Source organism: Heliomarina sp., assembly GCF_052826185.1.
Genome location: NZ_JBRBUI010000016.1, coordinates 278522 through 301225, shown reverse-complemented (window position 1 = coordinate 301225; position 22704 = coordinate 278522). Strand labels below are relative to the sequence as shown.

Annotated in this window: 18 protein-coding genes; 7 read left to right on the top strand and 11 right to left on the bottom strand. The window is 61.0% G+C overall.

Annotation, left to right across the window (positions count from 1 at the left end; translation table 11 throughout):
- Positions 1-3 precede the first annotated feature (3 nt).
- The 4 genes from ACU0FH_RS04685 to ACU0FH_RS04670 form a co-directional block, all read right to left on the bottom strand.
- The gene (locus tag ACU0FH_RS04685; RefSeq protein ID WP_238371671.1) at positions 4-1194 is read right to left on the bottom strand and encodes an acyl-CoA dehydrogenase family protein; all 1191 of its coding nucleotides are present in this window, start codon (positions 1192-1194) and stop codon (positions 4-6) included.
- 27 nt (positions 1195-1221) lie between these two features.
- On the bottom strand, positions 1222-3315 hold the full coding sequence (locus tag ACU0FH_RS04680; RefSeq protein ID WP_446193574.1) for a 3-hydroxyacyl-CoA dehydrogenase NAD-binding domain-containing protein: 2094 nt from the start codon (positions 3313-3315) through the stop codon (positions 1222-1224).
- A 289-nt stretch (positions 3316-3604) separates the two neighbouring features.
- Positions 3605-4342 (bottom strand): FkbM family methyltransferase, encoded by a 738-nt coding sequence (locus tag ACU0FH_RS04675; protein WP_446193573.1) that lies wholly within the window; start codon positions 4340-4342, stop codon positions 3605-3607.
- Between the two features lie 56 nt (positions 4343-4398).
- Positions 4399-5049, bottom strand: coding sequence for a GntR family transcriptional regulator (locus ACU0FH_RS04670; protein WP_446193572.1), 651 nt, complete (start codon positions 5047-5049; stop codon positions 4399-4401).
- 185 nt (positions 5050-5234) lie between these two features.
- Here ACU0FH_RS04670 and ACU0FH_RS04665 point away from each other — a divergent pair, with 185 nt between their 5' ends.
- The 5 genes from ACU0FH_RS04665 to ACU0FH_RS04645 all read left to right on the top strand — a co-directional run bounded on the left by ACU0FH_RS04665 (position 5235) and on the right by ACU0FH_RS04645 (position 9386).
- Positions 5235-5459 carry a DUF1127 domain-containing protein gene (locus tag ACU0FH_RS04665; RefSeq protein WP_446193571.1) on the top strand — a complete coding sequence of 75 codons (225 nt, stop codon included), beginning with the start codon at positions 5235-5237 and terminating at the stop codon, positions 5457-5459.
- A 103-nt stretch (positions 5460-5562) separates the two neighbouring features.
- The gene (locus tag ACU0FH_RS04660) at positions 5563-5769 is read left to right on the top strand and encodes a hypothetical protein (protein WP_446193570.1); all 207 of its coding nucleotides are present in this window, start codon (positions 5563-5565) and stop codon (positions 5767-5769) included.
- A 201-nt stretch (positions 5770-5970) separates the two neighbouring features.
- Complete coding sequence (pobA, locus tag ACU0FH_RS04655) at positions 5971-7140, top strand: 4-hydroxybenzoate 3-monooxygenase (RefSeq protein ID WP_446193569.1); 1170 nt, start codon at positions 5971-5973, stop codon at positions 7138-7140.
- A gap of 105 nt (positions 7141-7245) precedes the next feature.
- A complete protein-coding gene (locus ACU0FH_RS04650; protein ID WP_446193568.1) occupies positions 7246-7752 on the top strand; it encodes a MarR family winged helix-turn-helix transcriptional regulator in 507 nt (168 codons plus the stop codon).
- 110 nt (positions 7753-7862) lie between these two features.
- Positions 7863-9386 (top strand): caspase family protein, encoded by a 1524-nt coding sequence (locus ACU0FH_RS04645; protein WP_446193567.1) that lies wholly within the window; start codon positions 7863-7865, stop codon positions 9384-9386.
- A 101-nt stretch (positions 9387-9487) separates the two neighbouring features.
- Here the strand turns inward: ACU0FH_RS04645 and ACU0FH_RS04640 are convergent, their stop codons facing one another.
- On the bottom strand, positions 9488-10327 hold the full coding sequence (locus ACU0FH_RS04640) for a M15 family metallopeptidase (protein WP_446193566.1): 840 nt from the start codon (positions 10325-10327) through the stop codon (positions 9488-9490).
- Positions 10328-10496: 169 nt separating this feature from the next.
- On the opposite strand from ACU0FH_RS04640, the gene ACU0FH_RS04635 reads away from it, so the two are divergent.
- A complete protein-coding gene (locus tag ACU0FH_RS04635; protein WP_446193565.1) occupies positions 10497-11069 on the top strand; it encodes an OmpA family protein in 573 nt (190 codons plus the stop codon).
- 45 nt (positions 11070-11114) lie between these two features.
- On the top strand, positions 11115-13364 hold the full coding sequence (locus ACU0FH_RS04630; protein WP_446193564.1) for a serine/threonine-protein kinase: 2250 nt from the start codon (positions 11115-11117) through the stop codon (positions 13362-13364).
- Here the strand turns inward: ACU0FH_RS04630 and ACU0FH_RS04625 are convergent, their stop codons facing one another.
- The 6 genes from ACU0FH_RS04625 to tagH are packed head-to-tail and all read right to left on the bottom strand — an operon-like array spanning position 13365 to position 22591.
- Positions 13365-14087, bottom strand: a complete 723-nt coding sequence (locus ACU0FH_RS04625) for a PP2C family protein-serine/threonine phosphatase (protein ID WP_446193563.1) — start codon at positions 14085-14087, stop codon at positions 13365-13367.
- Positions 14084-14761, bottom strand: coding sequence for a type VI secretion system-associated protein TagF (gene tagF / locus ACU0FH_RS04620; protein WP_446193562.1), 678 nt, complete (start codon positions 14759-14761; stop codon positions 14084-14086). The genes ACU0FH_RS04625 and tagF overlap by 4 nt, the downstream gene beginning before the upstream one ends.
- Before the next feature lie 2 nt (positions 14762-14763).
- Positions 14764-18330, bottom strand: coding sequence for a type VI secretion system membrane subunit TssM (gene tssM, locus ACU0FH_RS04615; RefSeq protein ID WP_446193561.1), 3567 nt, complete (start codon positions 18328-18330; stop codon positions 14764-14766).
- Positions 18327-19745 (bottom strand): type IVB secretion system protein IcmH/DotU, encoded by a 1419-nt coding sequence (gene icmH / locus ACU0FH_RS04610; protein WP_446193560.1) that lies wholly within the window; start codon positions 19743-19745, stop codon positions 18327-18329. Before icmH ends, tssM begins: the two co-directional genes overlap by 4 nt.
- Positions 19746-19761: 16 nt before the next feature.
- Positions 19762-21102 carry a type VI secretion system baseplate subunit TssK gene (gene tssK, locus ACU0FH_RS04605; RefSeq protein ID WP_238371687.1) on the bottom strand — a complete coding sequence of 447 codons (1341 nt, stop codon included), beginning with the start codon at positions 21100-21102 and terminating at the stop codon, positions 19762-19764.
- A 22-nt stretch (positions 21103-21124) separates the two neighbouring features.
- A complete protein-coding gene (gene tagH, locus ACU0FH_RS04600; protein WP_446193559.1) occupies positions 21125-22591 on the bottom strand; it encodes a type VI secretion system-associated FHA domain protein TagH in 1467 nt (488 codons plus the stop codon).
- Positions 22592-22704 lie beyond the last annotated feature (113 nt).

Genomic DNA, 22704 nt, shown 5'->3' with positions numbered 1-22704 from the left:
GAATTATCCTCCCATCTTCACTTTGGCGATGATCCCGCGCTGGATCTCGTTCGAGCCGCCAAAGATCGACAGCTTGCGGTTGTTGAAATAGGCAGCCGAAACGGGTGCCGCGTAATCCGGTCCGATCGGGTCGTTGTCGCCCTCGACAGTCTCCGAGGGGAAAGGCATCGCGTAGGGGCCGACCGCACGTCGCGCGAGATCATTGATCTCCTGGCGGATGATCGTGCCTTTGACCTTGAGCATCGAAGATTCCACGCCCGGCGCCTGACCGGCAGCGGCCTTGGAGATGATGCGCATGTTCGAGGTCGACATCGCCATCAGGTCGATCTCAACATTTGCAAGACGCGCCGCGAACTGCGGGTTCTCGATCAGCGGCTTGCCATTGGCGCGCTCGGCCCGGGCGATGCGCTTGACCGATTCCAGACCCGCCTGGCTATAGCCGACGCCCGCGATATTGGTGCGCTCGTGGGTCAGCAGGTACTTGGCATAGGTCCAGCCCTTGTTTTCCTCGCCTACAAGGTTTTCGACCGGTACTTTGACGTCGTCAAAGAACACCTCGTTCACCTCATGCACCCCGTCGAGCAGGATGATCGGGCGCACTTCGATACCGGGGGTGTCCATGTCGATGAGGAGGAAGGAAATGCCTTCCTGCTGCTTGACGTCCGGGTCGGTGCGCACAAGGCAGAAGATCTTGTTCGCGTACTGGCCCAGCGTGGTCCATGTTTTCTGGCCATTGACGATATAGTGGTCGCCATCGCGCACGGCGCGGGTTTTCAGCGACGCGAGGTCCGACCCGGCACCCGGCTCGGAATAGCCCTGACACCACCAGTCTTCGCCATTCAGGATACGCGGCAGGTAATAATCCTGCTGCTCTTTCGAGCCGAACGCCTGAAGCACCGGTGCCAGCATCGACAGGCCAAAAGGCACGATGCGCGGCGCATTGGCGCGGGCGGTTTCTTCCTCGAAGATGTGCTTTTGAACCGCGTTCCATTCGGCGCCGCCGAATTTCTTGGGCCAGTTCGGTGCCAGCCAGCCCTTTTCGTTCAGGATCGCATGCCAGCGCTCCATGTCCTCCTTGCCCAGATGATCGCGCGCGGCGACCTTGTCGGACAGTTCCTTGGGCAGCTTTTCATCGAGAAAGGCGCGTACTTCGTCGCGAAAGGCGATCTCTTCTTCTGTATAGTTTAGGTCCATCGTCTTGCTCCAATCATGTTGGGTCGTTCAGCTTGCGGCCTTGTTCATGTCGTCGAATGTGCGGCCTTCGGCGACCAGCTTTTCCAGCAGCGCCGCAGGTTTCCAGAAATAGTCGTCCTCTTCGGCATAGGATTTGATATCGTCCAGCAGGCCCGGCAGGCCCACGATATCGGCCCATTTCATCGGGCCGCCATAATAGCGCGGGAAGCCATAGCCAAAGAGGAAGACCATATCGATGTCGAGCGGACGCCGGGCGATTCCTTCTTCCAGCACCTTAGCGCCCTCATTGACCATCGCCGCCATGTAGCGACGCACGATTTCCTCGTCGGAAAACTCGCGCGGGGTGATGCCCAGTTCTTTGCGCTCAGCCTCGATCAGCTCCATCACCTCGGGGTTCGGCACACCGGCGCGCTTTCCAGCTTCGTAGATGTAATAGCCCTTGCCGGTCTTCTGGCCGAAATTGCCCTCTTCGCAAAGCTTGTCCGCATATGTCGGCACCCGTTCACGGGCGTCGCGCGTCGGCGCGAGCCGCTTGCGCGTGGCCCAGCCGATATCAAGACCCGCAAGGTCAGCGACCGCGTAAGGCCCCATGGCGAAACCGAAATCGGTCAGCGCCTTGTCGATCTGGTAGGGGCTGGCCCCGTCGAGCACCATATGCTCGGCGGCGGTGCGATAGGTCTTCAGGATCCGGTTGCCGATGAACCCGTCACAGACACCGGCACGGACCGAGATCTTGCCGAGCTTTTTACCCAGCGCAAAACCGGTCGCGACCACTTCGGGCGCGGTTTTGTCGGCAACCACGACCTCAAGCAGCTTCATCACATGCGCGGGCGAGAAGAAATGCAGACCGATCACATCCTCTGGGCGCGAGGTGCAGGCGGCGATTTCGTCCACATCGAGATACGACGTGTTCGACGCCAGAACCGCGCCTTTCTTGCAGACCTTGTCGAGCTTGGTGAAAACGTCTTTCTTGACGCCCATTTCTTCGAACACGGCCTCGACCACCAGATCGACATCCGAAAGCGCCTCGTAATCGGTGGCAGGAGTCAGCGCCTTTTGCGTCAGGTGTTCGAACTTGGCCTGATCGATCTTGCCGCGTTTCAACGCGCCTTGCAGGTTGCCTTCGATACGGCCCCTTGCTGCCTCGGCCGCTTCGGCACTCATCTCGATCAGAACGACATCAAGGCCGGCCAGCAGAGCCGCCGTGGCGATGCCCGCGCCCATCGTGCCGCCACCGATGACGCCGATGGCGGAAACGTCGCGCGGCTCGACGCCCTTTAGTTCCGGCAGCTTGCTGACCGCACGTTCGGAAAAGAACGCGTGGATCATGCCCTGACGCTGATCCGTCTGCATCAGTTCCATGAACAGCGCGCGTTCCTTGGCGATGCCTTCGGCGAACGGCAATTCACAGGCGGCCTGCACGGCGCGCACGCCGTAGGCCGGGGAAAGCTGACCGCGGCTTTTCTTGAGCGCGGTTTCATAAGCGGCATCGAAATCAATCGCTTCGGGGGCGGCAAGCTCGCTCACCGCGCGGCGGGACGCGCCGCTTTCCAGCAGTTCCCTGGCGTAGGCAAGGCCGATCTCGCGCGGTTCGCCCTCTTCGATCTTGTCGATCACACCCAGTTCCAGCGCCTCTTTCGCGCCGAACTGGCGTCCCGAGGTGACGATGTCGAGCGCTGCCGGCACGCCGGTCAGGCGCGGCAATCGCTGCGTGCCGGTGGCGCCGGGAATCAGGCCCAGATGCACTTCGGGCAGACCCATGCGCGCCTTGGGCACCGCCACACGATAATGCGTCGATAGCGCAATTTCCAAGCCGCCGCCCAGCGCCGTGCCGTGCATCGCCGAGACGACGATCAGCGGGCAGGCTTCGATGCGGTTGCAGACATCGGGCAGATAGGGCTCTTTCGGCGTCTTGCCGAATTCCTTGATATCGGCGCCTGCGAACCACGTGGTGCCATCGCCATAGATCAGGACGGCGCGCACGCCTTCGTCGGCTTCGGCCCGCTCGATTCCTTCGACAAGACCGACGCGTACATCGTATCCAAGGGCGTTGACCGGCGGGTTCTGCGCCTTGAGCACGGCGATATCGCCAACCCGTTCATAGGCAATTGCATCGGACATCCGAATCTCCTTCTTCGTCGCATGGGAAAGGGCTGTCAGAGCTTATCTGACCGCTTCTCCTCCCACCGCGATTCTTAACCTCCACGCGGCGCGCCTCGCAAATCCTCCGGTGCCCGCAATGCGGGAACCTAACGTCACAGCCCGGGTTTGCAAGAACAGGCTCTGCGAGACATTCCGATCTGCGAAATTCTATTCCACATCTGAAAAGGCTCGGCAACACGTTGCGGCAAGAAAGATGCGTGAAAATGGCAAATCGGGTCACTTTAAAAGTCCAACACCGATGTCGGGGTCAGCGCGTACAGGTCCAGATGCGCCGCGTGGAGTGACTCTCAAGCGGTTTCAAACCCGCTGAAATCAGGATGTTTTTGCATTCCTCCATCCCCTCATCGCCATAAACGCCGGGGTGGAATTCGATGACTACGGCGCGAAAGGCCGAGAGATCCGCATCGCGCAACAGCGACAACTCGCCGCCCTCGATATCCAGCAGCAGAACGGTGGGCCGGAACCCGGCAACGACTTCGGCGAACCCGTCTGTTGGCACTTTGATCGTCTGAACCGGCGCTTTCCCCCGTTTCAGCAGGGAGGAACTTCGGAAATCTCTAGCGATATTGAAATCTATCAGCGCCGGACGCGGTCCCGGACCGCAAAGCACGGCATTTTTCACCAAGATAATCTCTTCAAGGCGGTTGACGCGGTGCAGTTCGCGAATATGCGGCAGCAGGTCCGGGTTCGCCTCATAGCTCAGCACCGCCTGCGGCTGACAATTAAGCGCGACAGCACCACTGACGATACCAAGCCCGCTACCAAGTTCCAGAACCCGGTCCTGTGGCGTCGTCACATGCATCGCCCCCCGGATCTCATGGCCCTCATAGCCCTCTTTGTCGATCCAGCGGGCATCCTCGTCAGATATCAGTGGCGAGCCGGGCACGCGCAGCCCGTGGCAGGTGGCGACGATATGATCCGTTGCCTCCGCGAAACCGTCTTTGCTGTTTTCCCCTGCGGGCGACATGGCCATATCCTGCGTCAACTGACCGGTTTCTTGTCGATCCGGCACAGTTTGGCAACAGGCTGGTCGCCCGCGCGTCAGTCTAGCGCCGCAAGGAGATCCATAACCGTGACCTGATCGAAGCAGAGATGCCGCTCCATGAGCCGCGACGCCTCTTCAGTGTCGTGGTTCAGAATCAGCGTCGCAATCCTGCGGTGCTCGGATGCGGAGTGAGAGATCGCGCCGGGATAGCGGTAAGCGACACGGTAATAGGCCATCAGCTTACGCGCGTTCGCCTTAATCATTTCAAGCAGGAAGGGATTGCCAGCCGCCTCGGCAACCGCCTGATGGAAACGGATGTTCAAGTGGTAATAGGTGTCTGCGTCCGCATTCGGTTTTTCGGCGGCATGTTCTTCACAGGCCTGCACCGCCGCCTCGATCGCAGCGGCATCAGCCACTCCCAACCGTCGCGCGGCCAGCCCTGCGGCCTGCCCTTCAAGTCTTGAGTGAACTTCGACGATGGCCAGAAACTCTTCCAGCGTCGGCTTGAAGAGCACCGCGCCCTTTCGGGGCAGGCGCCGGATCAGCCCTGCCGCTTCGAGATGAATGAAACACTCGCGCACGGGCGTCCGGGACACCCCATACGTTTCCATCAACGGCGCTTCTTCAATAATGTCACCGGGATTTAATGTGCCCCGGTCAATCGAAAATAGAACCGCATTCAATACCTGGTCGGTCTGTCCTGCCATACGATGCCCCCGCTTCGCGACAACCCGTCTATAGCTGACGCGAATTAGATGCAATTCCTCTTATCACCGGTCAAGCATTGCATGAAAAGCAAGGCGGCTATTTGTTCACGTTGGTTGTTATATCAACTCGACCCGCCTAATTTGCATGCCAAGGGAGGTTAATGAACGGATACGGATATCGAGCAATGGCTTATACATCGACACATGGTGCAGACGTTTCTGCAGTCCCCGGCGCGTTTTCGCGCTTTTTCAACGCCGTACTCAACGGCATGACCAGCATCGCCGAGAACCATCCCAAGATGCGCCAGGCTGCCGCTCTCCAGGCGATGAGCGACGAAGAACTGGCCAAGCGTGGTCTCAAGCGCGACGACATCGTCAAAAAAGTTTTCGCAAACAGCTTTCACATCTGATCCGGACGTTCCGCCCCGCGTGAGCCGCGCTAACCGAGCATAGGGCTCGTCGCGGCAAGCGGGAGGATTTCCGTCGATCTTTCAAACAAACAGGAATTTGAGCATGGCTTACACAACACTCCACGCCCCAGAAACCGCACACGGCACTTTCTTCAACCTCAAGAGTGCGATTTCTTCAATTTTCGACACGTTCGGCAAGGTTCGCCAGTTCGAGGCACTTTCGGCCCTGTCCGACGCCGAACTCGAAGAGCGCGGGCTCAAGCGTTCCGACATCGCGCGGACGATCTTCCTCGATAACGGTCTAAGCTGATTTCAGCGGCGCGAAACAGCGCCTGCACCCTCTGAACAAAGCCCTTCAATCCGCCCGCCCCACGGGCGGATGAAGTCGTTAACGAATATCACGGATACTTTATTCAGATCGAAATGAGTTGACAAAGCAACTCAATCACCTCTTTAAGGTGCAAAAGTTATACCTGCCCGGAATCTTTTGACCTAGCGAGGGGAATGTTGCATGCGAACTCAGGTGGCGATCATCGGCGGCGGCCCGTCCGGTCTCTTGCTGGCACAGCTTCTCTACAAGGAAGGCGTCGATACCATTGTGCTCGAACGCCGCACGAAAGAGCATGTGCTCAGCCGCATCCGCGCGGGTGTTCTTGAGCAGGGCCTCGTGGACATGATGCGTGCCGCAGGCACCGCCGAACGCCTTGACCGCGAAGGGTTCAAGCACGACGGCACAGTGCTTTCCTTCAACGACGAAATCGTTCGGATCGACCTTGCCAAGCACGCCGGGCGCCCGGTCACCGTGTACGGTCAGACCGAAGTTACCGCGGATCTCTATGCCGCGCGCGAGTCTTGGGGCGGTGAGACCCTTTTCGAAGTCGATGACGTGGAACTCAAGGGGCTCGACAGCGATGCCCCCTATGTAACCTTCCGTCACGACGGGCAGGACAAGCGGATCGATTGCGATTTCATCGCCGGATGCGACGGGTTTCACGGGGTCAGCCGCAATTCCATACCCGAAAACGTCCGGACCGAATACGAAAAGGTCTACCCCTTCGGCTGGCTGGGCATTCTGTCGGAAACGCCGCCCGCCAATCACGAGTTGATCTATGCCAATTCCTCGCGCGGTTTCGCGCTCTGCTCGATGCGCAACGCCCATCTGAGCCGCTACTACGTGCAGTGCGACCTGAGCGATAAGGTCGAGAACTGGTCCGACGAGGCATTCTGGGACGAATTGCGCCGCCGCATCCCGCAGGAAGTGGCCGAAACCATGGTGACGGGACCATCTATCGAGAAATCCATCGCGCCGCTGCGGTCATTCGTATCGGAACCGATGCGCTGGGGCCGCCTGTTCCTTTGCGGGGACGCCGCCCATATCGTTCCGCCGACAGGGGCCAAGGGGCTCAACTCTGCCGCGTCCGACGTCTATTACCTGCACCAGGGGCTGGCCCGTTATTATAACGATAAGGATAACGAAGGCATCGAAACCTATTCGGAGAAGGCGCTGGCGCGGGTCTGGAAGGTCGAACGTTTCAGCTGGTGGATGACATCGCTGCTCCATCGTTTTCCGGATCAGAACCCCTTTGATCTGAAAATGCAGCAAGCCGAAATCGCCTTCCTTCAGGAAAACGAAGCAGCGCAACACGCGCTTGCCAACAACTACGTCGGCTTGCCATATTGAAAGTTCATTGACCGACGCGGATAGGGAACCACCTTTAAATCCGTTGTATTAGCAAGCGTCGGCACAGAAATCTGCCCGGCCAGCCAATTTGAACGGAAACTGCTTTTGACAAAAACGAAAAAAAAAGCGCGCGCTTCCGGCCTGCCCGTTCCGACGCGGGTTACCGATGAAGGCGTGCGCGTCATCGACATCAACGTCTATGCGCCTTATTTCCTCGCCTCGATCAACAGCTCCCTTTCCCGGGGGGCCTCGGCGCTCTACCAAAGTGAATTCGGTGTTGGCGTCACCGAATGGCGTGTTCTGTCCTGGATCGCGACCGAACCGGGCTGCGGCGCAGCGCGTATCTGCGATGGTATCGCCATCGACAAGGGCGCAGTCAGCCGGGCGATCACGCGGCTTGAGACGATGGGTCTGTTAAGCGCGACCCCGGCCGCGAACGACCCAAGACGCAAGTACCTGACCCTGACCGAGGCAGGTTTCGATCTTCATGCGCGGATGATGGCAGTGGCGCTGGAACGCGAGATCGAGCTTCTCGACGGCGTCGATCCCAAGGATTACGAAGCCTTTCTCAGGGTGATGCGCAAGCTGCGCGCAAACGTCAAACATCTCTGAGTTTTCCTCCCCCGCGTGACGAAAACGCCCACAAGCGATTTACTTCACAGACTTTTGCCGATTACCATGTATCGCTGGACCTGTGCTTTGGTTAAACTGAGGCGCATGGTTTGAATTTATTCTACAGGTTTTCAGCGATGTACCCGGTGATCCGCCCCCTTGCCATTCTTCTGGTCCTGCTCTGGTCAAGTGCTGCGACGGCGGCGTCCGACCGGGTTGCGCTTGTCATCGGGATGGGCGCCTATCGCAGCATAGATCCGCTGGAAAACACGCTTAACGATTCCGCTGACATGGCCGAAACCCTGTCGAACATCGGCTTCGATGTGACGCTGGCGCAGGATGCGACTTCGGAGCAGCTTTACCAGCTGCTCGACGATTTCGCCTTTCAATCGGAAACCGCCGATCTGGCGCTGATCTACTATGCCGGTCACGGGATCGAGGTTCAGGGCGAGAATTTCCTTATTCCCATCGACGCCAAGGTGACCTCGAACCGCGATGTGCAGCGGCAGTCGGTGTCGCTCAAACAATTGCTGGGCGCGGTGGAACGGGCCCGCAAGATGCGGATCGTGATCCTTGACAGTTGCCGCGACAATCCGCTGGGCGACCTGATCCAGCTTGACCAGTCCGGAAATATCCAGCGATCCGGGCAGCAGTCGCGGGGCTCCGGCGGTCTGGCGGCGGCCGACCCGGACCGTGGTACGCTGGTGGCCTTTGCCGCCAAGGACGGACAGGTAGCGCTGGACGGGTCGGGCAGTAACAGCCCCTATGCGCGCGCGCTGATGGAAAAGATGGTCGAACCCGGGCTGGAAATCAGCCTGATGTTCCGGCAGGTACGAGATCGCGTGCTTGAACAGACCGGCAACCTGCAAGAGCCGCATACCTACGGCTCGCTGACCGGTGTTCCCTTTTACCTCGCCGGGCCTGACGAGGGCGAAAACCAGATCGCCAGCTCCGACGCGGTCGATGCCTGGGCAGCGATCAAGCCGGATCAGGAAGAACAGCTGCTGGCGCTGGCCGATCTGGGCGATACCCGCTCGATGCTGGGCCTTGCCTATATGCGGCTGAACCCGAACGAGGGGCGTTTCGATCCGGCCGAAGCGGTAAAGTTCCTTGAGCGCGCGGCGAAATCGGGCTCACCCGAAGCACAGTTCGAGCTGGCAAAGCTTTACGAGCGCGGCACCGGCGTGCCCCGCGACGAGAAACGGGCGCTGGAACTTTACCGTCTGGCGGCGGAACAGGATTTCGCCGATGCGATCAACGATCTTGGTTTCCTGCATTACCAGGGCGGGCTGGGCCTGCCCGCCGATCCCCAGCGCGCGCTGAGCTACTTCGAGCGCGCCGCCGACCTGCGCCATCCGCAGGCGCAGTTCAATTTTGCCGCGCTGATCGACGATGGCCTGATCGCCAGCAAGGGGCCGGAAGACGCGGCGAAATACCTCTACGCCGCGCTGCGCTCGGGCAGTTCTGATGTGCTCAACCTGCTGAGCGAACGGCCCAACATGTTCACCCCGGAAACCCGCCGCGCCCTGCAGCGCGAGTTGAAATCATACGATTTCTATACCGGTGCGATTGACGGTGATTTTGGCCCCGGCACCCAGCGCAGCATCCGGCTTGCCTATGGGCTGAGCGAATGAGTTTTATCGGGAACTCCTGGAAAAGACTCCTTTATGGCGCCGCTTTCAGCGACGCTATGCCTCCGGCGGGGATATTTTAAGACCCAAAGAAGCAGGGAAGTTCAGAGCAGACCTTCGGCGAGCCATTCGTCAAGCTGGCGGCGGCTGATTTCGAAATGCATGCTGTCTTCGCGCCGGAAGCCCGCGCCCCAGACCCACCCTTCGGCATGGAAGAAATCGGCGAGAATGGTCAGGCCGAGTTGCGTCTTGCCATCGGTGAAATTGTCGAGCTGACCGTCGATGTTGAGATCGACGGCGAGGCCGTAGCTATGCGTGGAGAGACGGTTGGTGGTGCCCCGGATGCGCCGGACGCAGAGCGAACCCGAGGTATTGATGCGGGCATAGAGATCGGGGTCGGCCCGTTCCACGTTGGCAAAGACGCGGCGCAGCGAGTCGACAGCCGGTTGCAGCATGTTGACCCGGATCGGGCCGACCTCGGTCAGGACAAGCTTGCGGCGCAGATTCTCGTTCGTCATCGGCTCGCAGGTGTCGCTGAGCACGTCGCGCGGACGGCCCAGTGTCGCCTCGAGATAGTCGGAACCGGCGACTTCGAGACCGCGATTGACCTCGGTCCGGTTGGCGATCAGTACGACCTGTGCATAGGCGTCGATGATGTCATTGGGACCGGTGCCGCGTAGCAGCGCGTCTTCGGCATCCGCGTCGGAGGTGAACCCGCCGCCGCTGTTACCGGCAGGCAGGCGGGCCACTTCGTTTTCGAGGGTCTCCATCCGGCCCTGGAGATCTTCGACCTGCTGGCGCAGCACCTCGATCTCGATGCGGGCGCCGGAGTCAACGGCAGAACCCTGAAAGTCTTCTTCGGAGAGGAACCAGGTCAGCCCGACCCAGAGAACGGGCGCGAGGATGACCGCCACCGCGACGATAATTGCGGGGAGCAGGCGCATGGTCTGCCATCTCCTTTCTGCCTTAATACAGGCGCAATTTTATGGCACCCGAATTGAAGTTTTTTTAACGAAAGTGACCGAGATCACTGATGCAATAGACGTTGTCGTACCATGATCCACGGTATAGTGTCTTTACGTAACCCATATGGATAAAAGGGGAAAGCGAACGATGGTCCGTTTAAGCAACCTTATCGCCTGTTCTCTGACCGCCGCGATCGCGCTGACCGCGCCGGCCGCTACATTTGCACAATCTGCTGATGAAATGACAGCCGAGCAGATTGCAGAAGCTTTCAAGAAGCAGAAGACCCGCGGTCTTGTCATCGTTCCGTCGGGACAGCAGGCCGAGACCAGCGAGGCGACCAGCGTCGCCCCTGCGACGCCCGCCGCCTATTCCGAAGTCGACCGCGCGGATCAGGTCAATGTGCAGATTTCCTTTGGTTTTGACAGCGCCACCCTGGCCGACGACCAGAAGGCCAAGCTGACCACCCTTTGCGAAGTGATGAAGAACGTCGATGTTTCGGTATTCCAGATCATCGGTCACACCGACAGTTCCGGCAGCGCCGAGTATAACGAACGCCTGTCGCTCTTGCGCGCGAAAGAGGTGAAGCGCCATCTCGAAAGCGACTGCGGCATCGCGGCCGAGCGTCTGGAAGCGGTTGGCATGGGTGAATCCGCGCCCTTCGACGCCAATGATCCGGCAGCGGACGTGAACCGTCGCGTCGAATTCCAGGCGCTGGGCTAACCGCCTGACCAACCCGGAACGGCCAGCACCGGCGGAGCAGTACTCATGATCGAATCCCGCCCCGGCGATGCTTTTCAGCCCGGCGAGCTTTTGAACAATACCTACCGGATCGAAGCTTTGCTGGGCCGGGGCGGCACATCGGATGTCTACAAGGCCCGGAGCGAGATTTCGGGCCGGCTGATGGCGCTCAAGGTGCTGAAGTCGGAGTTTTCCGGCAATGACGATTACCTCGTTCTGCTAACGCGCGAAGAGGAAATCCGCGATATCCGTCATGATGCGGTGGTGCGTTACTCCGAATGCAATCGCACGCAGGACGGCCATGTCTACCTGATGATGGATTACGTCGAAGGCCCCGGGCTTGATCGCAAGCTCAGACAGGGTCCGATGTCGGCCGAGGATCTGCTGGTGGTCTGCCGCCGGGTCGCAGGCGGGCTGAGCGCGGCCCATGCGCGCCATATCGTGCATCGCGATCTGTCGCCCGACAACATCATCCTGAAGGACGGCGATCCGGCCAAGGCCGTGATCATCGATTTCGGCATCGCCAAGGATACCAATCCCGGCGCCGAAACCATCGTGGGTAATGAGTTCGCGGGCAAATACGCTTATGCCGCGCCGGAACAGCTTAACGGCCAGACCGATGCAAGGTCAGATATCTATTCGCTCGGCGCGCTGCTGCTGGCGAATTTCCGTGGCGCGCCGCCGGACATTGGGCGCAACCCGATGGAAGTGGTGCAGAGAAAGAGCGAGCGGCTCGATACCAGCGGCGTGCCCGAACCGCTCAAGACGCTGATCGATCGAATGACCGATCCGAACCCGGATGCCCGCCTGTCGAGCGCGGCGGCCGTGGTGGCCTTTCTCGACAACCCCGAGACCAGCGATCTCGACGAACTTGAAGCGACAGTGATTTCACCGCCGCCGCGCGACCGTAAAACCGCTGCGACTGACGGGCCGGAGAGAAGCGCCGGACCGGGCGCCGCTACGGCGGCTCCGCTGGACCCGGATGGCGTGGCAAACAGCCAGACCTCCGACAAACCTCAGGCTTCCCAAGCCTCGGCTGCGCCCGCTCCGAAGCATGATCGCAAATCGCGTGGCGGTCTGATCGCGGCGATGCTGGTGCTGCTGGTCGCAATGGGCGGCGCGGGCGGTTATTTCGCGGGGGCTTTCGACAGCCTGCTCGGGCCACAATTCCCGGTCGCCGAGCCCTATACGCTGCTCGTGGCAAAGTCGGAGGACGAACCGCCGAACGCCGTTGGCAATGTCCCGTCCGAGGAGATGCGCGCCCGGCTGAGCGCCCTTATCGGCGAGGCGGATGGCGATGCAGACCTGACCTTGTCCTCGGGCGACATCGCCGACAGTTGGGGCGAAGATGTGATGGCCACGCTCGACCAGATTCAGGCGCTTGACGACTGGCGCCTGTCGATCAGCGGCAACCGCGCGCAGGTCACCGGCTCCACCACGGATGAGGCTTTGCAACAGCGTCTGATGGCGGCGATGGAAAACGATCTGCCCGGCGCGCTTGAAGGCCGCGCGCGGATCACCTTTGAACAGACTTTCCTGAGCGAAGATGAAATCACGCCAGTGCTTGAGAATTTCACGGATTGCGGGCCCCTGACCCTTGCGGGTTCTTCGCCGGTCGGCTTTGGCCCGGATGCGCCGATCACTGTCTCGGGGCGCGTCAGCGAGACCGCGACGCGCGTGCAACTCTTTGACGCCCTGCGCGCCATCGCCGGGGAACGCAACGTGGTGATCGATGTCGAGGTTCTGAACCCGACACTTTGCCTGATCGAAAGCCACCTGCCGGATGCGCCTCCAAGCGATATCGACGTCGCCTTCCGTGTCGGTGACCGGGACGAACCCAACCCCTCCGGGCGGTTCTTTGTTGGCGAGAACCCGGTGATCGACGTGGTCCTGCCCGCCGATGTGACCGACGGTTTCCTGACCGTGTCGATCCTCGATGTGTCGGGCAGCGTCTTTCACCTTTTGCCAAACCTCAACCGCGAGGATAACGCCGTTGCCGACCTGCGCGACGGGCAATCGGGCGAGGTGTCGGTGCGCGTGGCCTACGACCTAGAAGAAGCGGCGCAAAACGGGCGCATCGCCTTCCGTGTCGATGACAGCACGCTCGGCAAAAGCAAGGTGATCGTGCTTCACTCGACGAAACCGCTGTTTAACGGGCTGCGGCCGACATCGGAATCCGCCTCTGGCTACGCCGAGGCGCTGCGTGAATTCGCCCATGACAATGAACAGACCATCCTGTCGCTCGACAGCAAGATCCTGACAACAGCCCAGCCCTGATCAGATCACGTCCACGACGATTACCGAGATGTTGTCGGCCCCGCCGCCGGTCAGCGCGATCTGCACCAGTTCATCGGACACGGTTTCCAGCGGAAAGCGTTTCAGGGTGCGTTCGAGGATGCTGAAGGTGGCGTATTTCGTAAGCCCGTCGGAACACAGAAGGAAACGGTCACCCGAGCGGGTTTCGCCGCGCACCTTGTCGAGTTCCAGATCGTCCCCCACGCCCACGGCCCGGGTGATGGCATTGGATTGCGGGTGCTGTTCCGCCTCGTCCCATGTCATCCGGCCCGAAGTGACGAATTCCGCTACCGCCGAGTGATCGGTCGTCAGCATCTCGATATGACCGTCGCGCAGGCGATAGATCCGGCTGTCGCCCGCCCAGAGCCCGACGAAATGCCCGTTCGCCATGATCAGCGCCGCGACGGTCGCCCCGATCACCCCGCGCCCGCGATCCTCGGCCTCTTGCACGATGATGCGATGGGCCTGCTGGATCGCGTCGCGCAGCGCATGCATCCGGTCGCCAGGCTCAAGCCCCTGTGGAATGGTGGCAATGGAATCCGCGATCAGGCGGCTGGCGAAATCGCCCGCCTCATGGCCGCCCATCCCGTCGGAGACAACCCAGATATCATGGCCGGGCAGCGCCAGAACGGAATCCTCGTTGACCTTGCGCTTGAGCCCGACATGGGTCTTGGCGTTGTAGCGGAACGCGTTGAAATCATTCATGCGGGACGGGCCTCATTCCAGACCGGGGCGTTGAGGTGAAAGAGACCTTGAATTTCGGGACCATCGGGCAAACCATCGCAAATCATTAATCTGGGCACTTCGTTAACAACCGTACTCCACACACTGGGCGCGGGATAGGCACGGGCCAGCAGACCCGATGCGAGTTCGGGCAGGATGCCGCCCGGCGCGGCCTGCGTCAGAACAAGGCTGCGTCCGGCCCGCCGCAAGGGCGCGGCACTGCGAAACTCCGGGGTTGGGATATCGGCAAGGCGCTGTTCGAGCATCTCACGTGTCATCCCGTCTTCGAGCGCGTCGAGCGCCAGATCTTCCAGCGTCACAAACAGCGGCTCTTCGTTGAAATGATCAAGCGAGGCGGGACCCGGCGTCGTCACCGCCGCCGCCAAAGTCAGCGGAAAGCGCCGCCCGACCCGGTCGACCGAAGGCATCATCACGCCCAGCATCTTTTGCTGCCCGGCCAGCCCCGCCGACAGGGAAAACCGCCAGATCGGGGCCGACATGTAATGCGCATCCCAGACCTCGCCCAGCATCTCCTGCCCGCTCAGCAGGGCATTCTGCACCCATGTGTCCCAAGCGCTGACAAAGCCCGGGGGCATGGCGATCCGAAAGAAATCACCCACCGACGGCATTTTACCAAAGGCCCCGAACCCGGCCATCGTCACATCGATTTCGGGCAGCTGAACTCGGCCAGCGCAGGAAGGGCAAAGGGGTTCAGAACCGATCCCGATTGCAGTTGAAAGATCGCGATACGCCCGCCTACGTTGAAAATGACACGCTTGCGGTCCGATACATTGGTCCGGCGCACTTCGGCCGCATCCAGCAGCCGGAACCAGCCCCATGGCCCGTCACGCTTCAGCGAGCTTTCGATGTTCTTGCGATCAGGTTGGAACAGGATCTGCGCAAAGCCGACGCTGCCCGGCCATGTGACGGCAACCGGATTGGGCTGACCGCCGCGATGGGCAAAACCCACGTCCTGCCCATCGATCTGAAGCACGACTGACTTCGCCTTGGGATCCAGCGCCTCGGGCGTCATCTGGAACTGCACCGCCGGATTGGGACCACCCGCAAAGAAGGCATCGCGAATTTCGGCCGCGTTCTGCATCTGCTGCAACACGCCCTGGCTGATGCCCAGATCGACATTGTTCACCGACTTAAAGGTCCACGGGCGCGTCCGCGTATCTACGTGTCTCAACAGGTTCTCGTTAAAGAAGCTGTCGATCAGCCCGTTCGGCGCAAACAACTTGGCAAAATCGGCAAGTGCCACATCGGCCCCCGCCCGCCGATTAAACGGATAGCGGTTGGACAGCGCCTGTTCGCAGAACGGCAGTACATTCGCCTGCCAGCGCGCATTGATAGAGGCGCGGGTGCTGTCCGAAGTGATCCCCGAGGACCCGGTCGAAATCTGCGAGGCCCAGCGTTCCAAAGGACCGTCGATCCGGCCCGCCGCTTGCTGAAAATGCAGCAGTGCCTGCCCGGTTTCACCACCGGTGGTCACGCCGCTAAAGGACAGTTTTTGCAGTTCCTGATAGACCTGCGTCAGCACACCCATAAGCTCGTCAAGCTGCGAGGGCTGGCCCTCGGGACGCTCGACGAGTTGTTGCAGCCACGCAAAACGGTCCTCGACATATTGGCCGGGTTCCTCCGGTTCGCCGCCGGGCGTGGCCGAGGCGGACTTTCGCAGTGCCTCCAGCAGGATCTGCGCCTGAATGCCAAGGTTCTGCCGCGACTCGAGCCCGACAATCGCCTCACCGGCATTCGTCAATTCTGATGTATCCACCAGATCGCGGCTTTCTGTCAGCCGGGTTTCCTTGGCGACCTCGGTCAGGATGTTCACGATGGGCGAGGTCGGTCCTGACAGCACGTTCGTCACCTCGACCGCATGGCTCAGCGATTCCAGTGGCACGATGTCGATATCCGCCAGAATGCCGTCATAACGCGAGATGTAATCGTTGTAGTAAAGGTCGAGCACATCGCGGCTAAGGGCGAGCAGGGCGCCTTCGGTCTGGATGGATTCTCCGCGTTCACCCAGTACCCATGCCTCGCTGCGCACCCGCTCGGCGACGCTGACCGCTTCGGGCAGGAAAACGTTGTTGAATCCGTCATAGGTGAAAATCCCCTCGATCCCGTCGTTCAACGCCTTACCCGAAGACCGCACCAGCACCCGGCTCACCGCAGGCCCGCCCTTTTCGGTGATCCGCCATTTCGGCAGCGCTGTGGCTTCGGCACTGTTGATAATGCCGTTATAGACCCGTTGCGCCAGCGGCAGTTCGGTTAGAATGCCCTGCACCTGTTCGACCAGCGGCCCGTTCAGTGCGATTTCCTGCATCGGCTGGGAAAGCAGCGCATCAAGGTGATCGCGCAGATCGTCGCGAAGCTCCTGTCGCACCACGCCGGGATAGGACACCTCCCAGTCGACCTGCATCCACTCCTTGACCAGATCCGGGTTCATCGGCCCCTGAAGTCCCAGCATCAGGTAGATCTTGAGCGCCTCGTAAAGCAGTTCGGGGTTGTTCATATTCGCCATCATTTGCTCTTCGAGCCGCAGCAGAAGACGGGGCAGATAGCGTTTGTTCAGCGCCGCGCGATAGGTCTGGGCCGCCTGAGTGCCGATGACCTCACCCTGATACAGCCCATAGCGTACGCGGCTTTCCGGGTCGGGATCGGACAGCACCGGATTGGTCGGCATGTCGCGCAGGTTGTTCAGCGCCGCCACCACGGGCGGAAGGTCGGTGTCGCCCACCGGGCTTGGTGGCAGGGTATCGGCGGCCTCCTGATAGGCAAGCACCTTGTCGGCCGCCTCGTCGATCAATGCCACGTTGCCCATGTAGCTGCGCACCCAAAGCGCGCCCATGCCCAGCGCGATCAGAACAGTCGCGGCGATCATCGCGCGCTGGGTCCAGCGATAGCGCCGCTCGACCTTGTCATCGGCCGAGACCAGACCGGCCTCGTTGAACATGACGGTCTCGAACAGCCGCGTCAGGAAATAGGACCGCCCGGTCCCCTGCCCGGTGCCGATGGCCTGACGGCCAATGCCAAAGGTCTGCGCCATGCCCAGCATCAGCCGGTCGATGGGCGTACCTTCCTGCGTACCCGAGGTGAGGTAGACGCCGCGCAGCATCTGGCGGCTTTCGTACCGGTTGTCCTGAAACACCTCGGTCAGGAATTCCCGCGCGACATTACGCATAGAGGCCACCTGCGCCGGGAACCCGGCAATCAGCGAACGTTTCTGCTGATCGGTCTCTCGCTGCATCTTTTCCAGAAGCTGCGCGTTCAGCTGGCCCAGCAGCTTGGCATATTCCTCGTCGAAAGCCGAAACCGGCGAGGCCTCTCCACGGGTTTTCTCCAGTGGCAGGGTAAAGCCCCAGACCTGTTCGCGCTCTTCCTTGCCAAGATCGTCATAGAACTCGTTGAACCCGGCGATCAGGTCGGCCTTGGTGAACAGCACGTAAACCGGAAAGCGCACGCCCAGCTTTTCGCGCAATTCGTTCAGACGCCGCCGCACCGCCTGCGCATGGGCCTTTTGCGTGACCTCATCCTGAAGCGACAGGTCCGAGAGTGAAATCGCGATCATCGCACCGTTGATCGGCTGGCGCTTGCGGTATTTCTTGAGCAGCCCGAGAAAGCCCAGCCACGAGGCGTTATCGACCTCGGCATCGCTTTCCTGCGTGGTGTAACGCCCCGCCGTATCGATCAGCACGGCTTCGTTCGTGAACCACCAGTCGCAGTTGCGAGTCCCGCCGACACCACCCACGGCGGCCTTGCCCATTTTGTCGGCAAGCGGGAATTGCAGGCCGGAATTGACAATCGCCGTGGTCTTGCCCGCACCGGGCGGACCGATCATCACGTACCACGGCAACTCGTTCAGGTGCTTCTTGCCGTTCTTCGACTTGCGCAACTCGGCCATCGCCGCCTTGAACTTGCCGCGTAACTCGCCGATTTCCTCGCCGACCACGTCATCCTCGACTGGGTCAGAGGCCTCGGCCATTTCCTCGGTCATCTTCTTGGCCCGGCGCCGCCGCACAAGAAATACGGTCAGCATGATCGCAAGGAATAACACCGATATGCTGGCAATCGTGACGATGCGCGCGGTCAAGCTCGCAAAGGGATGCCAGTCGTCGCTGCCGATATAGGGCGCGAAATACCATGCCGCGACCGACAGGATGACCGCAAGCGCCAAAAGCACGAAGTAAATCGACCGGAACATCCGCAGGAACAATCTGATCATTGGTCACTCTCCCGGACGAGCACAACTTCGATACGCCGGTTCTTGGCCCGCCCTTCGCGTGTGCCGTTTTCGGCGATGGGTTCTTTATCGGCCCGGCCTTCGGCGGTCAGCCGGGACGGGTCGTCGAATGTCTTGGCGATGCCCGACATCACTGATTTCGCGCGCGCCAGCGACAGGTGCATGTTCGACGGGAACCGCGACGACCGGATCGGCACGTTATCGGAGTGGCCGACGATGATCACCGGGCCGGGTTCCTCGTTCAGCGAGCGCGCGACCCTGTTGATCGGCTCTTCGAACTGCGGTTGCAGATCATCCGAGCCCGAGCCGAACATGTTCGACCCAGCGATACGGATCACCAGCGTATTGCCCTTTTGGAACACCTCGATGATGCCGTCATCAATCTCTTCCTGAAGAAAGCCTTCGACCTTTTGCAACTGCTCTTCGGCGGTCGGTGCAGGAGGCGGCGGTGGCGGTGGCGGCGCCCGGCGCAAAAGCTGCGCAACCGGACCGCTATCGATGATCGACAATTGTCCGATCACCCGCTCGGTCTGGTTCGAAAGCGCATAGGACAGGCCAAGGAACTGGGCGGTCAGCAGGGTCACCGTAACCGCCAGCGCGATCCAGACCAGTTTCCACGCCGAGAGTTTCTTGAACGGTTTCTTGATACCTTCCCAGTTTGGCGACAGATCGTGCTCCAGCGCCCCGCGCTGGCCGCGGATGATCCGGGCGAGCGAGGCGCGGATCTGGGTGTGCTTCTCCATCCCGCCCTGTTCGACGCGCAAGCGGCCTTCGAACCCAAGCGACATGCACATGTACAGAAATTCGAGCATATCGATATTCGCGCCCGGATCCTTTTCCAGCCGCACCAGCAGGTCATAGAAACGATCCCCGCCCACGGTCTCGCGATGGAACGTGCCCACCATCGACTGCATCCCCCAGGATGACTGCCCGCCCCATGGCGTGTTCAGCACGACGTCATCCAGCGTCGCGCACAGCGCATACCGCGCGACCTTGACGGTCTGCGCCGGGATACCGGCCTGAAGCGCGCGGTTCTCGAATTCGCGCACCTCGCTCACGACGCTCTGGCGCAGCTTGTCCGGGTCCATGTGCTGCGCCCGGTTACGGATGCGCGAGATCAGGGAAAACAGCGTGCTGGCACAGGCGGTCAGCTGGTTCATGCCGGTCATCGACACCGAGGCATCCGCCGATTTCGCCGTAGGTCGGGGCGTTGCGCCCTGCGGCACACCATAAGCGCCGGCGGAACCGGCCCCCGGCTCGGGGAAACCGCCGGGATCGGGAACGGCTGCGGGCGCCGGCGTGGCCATGCCGCCGCCGGAACGCCGCCCGCCAGGATTGGGGCGGATCACCGTCTTGTCGGTATCGTCCGGCTCTGCAAAGGGATCGTTGTCAGACATGCCGCTTCCCCTTTCCTCAGTTATTGCGGATCGCCCACAGTTCCATCTTCAGCCCCGGATATTGCCCCGACACATGCACCGCGATCCCGCCCGAGGTGGTCATCTTGGCCCAGTACGGGCTTTCCGGTTCCAGCTCGAAATAAACGACGCCCGCGTGATACGGGATCTGGCGCGGCGCCACCGGCAGCGGGCGAAGCGTGATCCCCGGCAGGGCCGAGTTCACCAGCTGGCGGATCTCCTCGACGGGGCCGATCTTAGCCTGCCCCGCGAAATGCCGCCGCACGTCCTCGGCCGGGATATCCGCATCCACCGCCAGCACGAACCCGGCATTGCCAAGCAGCTTGCGGTCGGCGATGACACCGACGCTGATGCCGTATTTGCGCTCTTCCAGCTTGATCGCGATGGCAGTCTGTTCCAGCACCGAGCTTAGATATTGCCGCAGGGTGCGGATCACCGGGCTGAAACTGCCGCTCAGGTTATCATGCTCGTAAGGAGGAAAATTCGGCGGTTCCTTGTCGGCGGACATGAACACCGAAAGCTCGCCCGCCAGCGACACGCAGGTGCGGTAGAAATCCTCGGGATGCAGGTTCTCGATACGGCTCAGGTGGCGGATCAGCGGCAGTGACCGGTTCACCACCGACAGCAGCATGAAATCCTGCACCTCGGCCGCACCCCGCGCGGAACCGGATTCCGCCAGACGGCCCGAAAGCGCCTGCATCCGGTGCGACAGCAACCCTTCGAGTTCGCGCACGAAAGCGTCCAGCGGATGCGCCGCGCGGATATCAAGGCAGGACGGAATGAAGGCCTGATCAAGGATGATCTCCTTGTCGGGTCGTACTTCTATGATACGGGCCACCGGGATCGCCAGCTTGTCGGCAAGATCGTCCACCGCCAGTGCGAATTGCAGGCGCATCTTGCCCACGCCCAGCACCACCGGTTTCTTTTCCTGACCCATCGTGTCGGTGACTTCGATCTCGGTCGGGCGCAAACGGCTGGCCGACATCTCGGCGCCGGACATGTCCACCTCGGTCGCGCCCTGACGGCGCTGCGGCACGGTCAGGTAAACGACGCAATCCTTCACCGTCGTCGGCACCTCGAGCGCGGGCGGATGATCATCCGTCATCGGCACGCGGAACACGGTACCGTCATGGGTGAGCCCCGACACGCTCTTGAGCGCGAACTGCCCGACCTTGAGCACCTCGTCATCGATCTCAAGCGCACTCACACCCCAGCCATAGGGGCGGATGCGGCGCGCAAGCCCGCTGACAAGCGCCTCGGTGTACCGGTCCGCCTGCTGAAAATGATGAGGTTGCAGAAACAACCCCTCGGTCCAAAGCACCTTGCTGTCCCAGGACACGTAATTCTCCCTTCCTGCGGGCCTATTGCTTCAGCTTTTCAAGCTGTTCCTTGTAGGCCCGCGCAAATTCCCTGCTGAACAGGTCGTGAAAATCATTCTCGGCCTGGTCGGATATTTCCGCGTAGATCTTTTCGTAAACTTCCCAATAGCGCGCCTTCTTGCCGCGCAGCAGGCTGCCGAAGGCACCCGACACCTCGATCTGCCCGGCCAGTTGCTCGGGGTCGAGCTTTTTCAGCACGCCTTTCAGCGCGGCCTCCATGCCGGTCACCATCGCGACCTCATGGGCCTTGATGTCCTGCAAGGCCTGCTCGGCGGCGGTTTCCGGACTGAGATAGCCCTTGGTCGCGGGCTTGATCATCGTCTCGACCGCCTGTTCCGGGCTGATCGAGAATTTCAGGGGGTTGTTGCCCCCGGCGCTGATCATCGTCTGTTCGATGCGGAATTCGCTCTTGATCGAGGTCCGCGTCATCAGGATTTCGCGCAGGCCGGTGATCAGGGTTTTCATCACCCGCCCCATACGCGCCATGGTCTGCGGCAGATCGGCGTCGTCGATCCGCACATCTTCGGCTCCGGCGCCTTCAAGAAAAGCGCGCGCCATGTCGACTTGCCCGGCGGCAACCGGCTGCGCAGGTGCGGGTTCCACAGGCGCGGCAGGCGCAACAGGAGTTACTGGTTCGGACGCAAACGCGTCGGCTTCAGAGACATCCTCGGGCGGCAGAACCGGCGGCGTGCGACGTGGCGCTTCTGGCTCAGGCGGCGTGGCAAAGGGATCATCCGCCGGACCGCCATTATCATTGCCAATGCCTTCCAGCAGATCGTCCCAGTCGTCCGGAATGACGTTGTTGGATGAGCTTTGCTGCGGGCGGAAACTGTCACTTGCCGAAGGGTTATGCGACGAGAAACTCGCCCCCGTGCCCTCACGCCCATCGCTGGGCTTTTGAAAGAAGGGATCTTCCTCTTCGCCCATCGGCGGCAGCAGGTCATCGATCGGATCGACAGGGTTGATCTGCGACGGGCCGGTCGGCTTTTCTGGCCCCAGCAGATCATCGAGGAAATCGCCCGAGCCGGCATCGTCCAGCAGATCGAAAGGATCAGGTGCGCGGTTTGCATCGCCATGCGACGCGGCCCCCTGCGCCGACGGAGGTGGGATGAAATCGCCCATGTCGGGCGTGTCAGAGGTGATCTCGACCACCAGTTCGTAATTGCCAAGGGCCAGCACATCGCCGTTGTTCAGCGGCGTCGGAGTATTGCCCAGTGGGATCTTGGAATAGTTCAGGAATGTCCCGTTTGTCGACAGATCGACGATCACCACGTTGCCATTGTGGTCCTCGATCACGAAATGGCTTTTCGACAGCAACCGGTCCGGATCGGGCAGGACAAGATCGTTCGCAGGGCCACGCCCCACGGTCAGGCTACCGCCCTGCATCGGAACAGGACGGGCATTTCCCGGGACGGTCCCGGAAGACTGGAATTTCAGCATCACGGCCATTTTGTCGGGCTTATCCTCCTGTCCGCGCCAAAAGATGGCATTCGAATGGCCTTGGGGTCAGAATTGGCATGGAAACGGTAAACGCGACCTGAACCGCCACACGGCGCGGGTTT

Bases quoted from the DNA above. Each gene is read 5' to 3' on its own strand.
- tagH (WP_446193559.1), bottom strand. From the start codon at position 22,591: ATGGCCGTGATGCTGAAATTCCAGTCTTCCGGGACCGTCCCGGGAAAT.
- ACU0FH_RS04660 (WP_446193570.1), top strand. From the start codon at position 5,563: ATGGCTTACACAACACTCCACGCCCCAGAAACCGCACACGGCACTTTC.
- ACU0FH_RS04640 (WP_446193566.1), bottom strand. From the start codon at position 10,327: ATGCGCCTGCTCCCCGCAATTATCGTCGCGGTGGCGGTCATCCTCGCG.
- tagF (WP_446193562.1), bottom strand. From the start codon at position 14,761: ATGGCCGGGTTCGGGGCCTTTGGTAAAATGCCGTCGGTGGGTGATTTC.
- ACU0FH_RS04685 (WP_238371671.1), bottom strand. From the start codon at position 1,194: ATGGACCTAAACTATACAGAAGAAGAGATCGCCTTTCGCGACGAAGTA.
- pobA (WP_446193569.1), top strand. From the start codon at position 5,971: ATGCGAACTCAGGTGGCGATCATCGGCGGCGGCCCGTCCGGTCTCTTG.
- ACU0FH_RS04630 (WP_446193564.1), top strand. From the start codon at position 11,115: ATGATCGAATCCCGCCCCGGCGATGCTTTTCAGCCCGGCGAGCTTTTG.
- ACU0FH_RS04680 (WP_446193574.1), bottom strand. From the start codon at position 3,315: ATGTCCGATGCAATTGCCTATGAACGGGTTGGCGATATCGCCGTGCTC.
- ACU0FH_RS04635 (WP_446193565.1), top strand. From the start codon at position 10,497: ATGGTCCGTTTAAGCAACCTTATCGCCTGTTCTCTGACCGCCGCGATC.
- ACU0FH_RS04670 (WP_446193572.1), bottom strand. From the start codon at position 5,049: ATGGCAGGACAGACCGACCAGGTATTGAATGCGGTTCTATTTTCGATT.
- ACU0FH_RS04625 (WP_446193563.1), bottom strand. From the start codon at position 14,087: ATGAATGATTTCAACGCGTTCCGCTACAACGCCAAGACCCATGTCGGG.
- ACU0FH_RS04665 (WP_446193571.1), top strand. From the start codon at position 5,235: ATGGCTTATACATCGACACATGGTGCAGACGTTTCTGCAGTCCCCGGC.
- icmH (WP_446193560.1), bottom strand. From the start codon at position 19,745: ATGTCTGACAACGATCCCTTTGCAGAGCCGGACGATACCGACAAGACG.
- tssM (WP_446193561.1), bottom strand. From the start codon at position 18,330: ATGATCAGATTGTTCCTGCGGATGTTCCGGTCGATTTACTTCGTGCTT.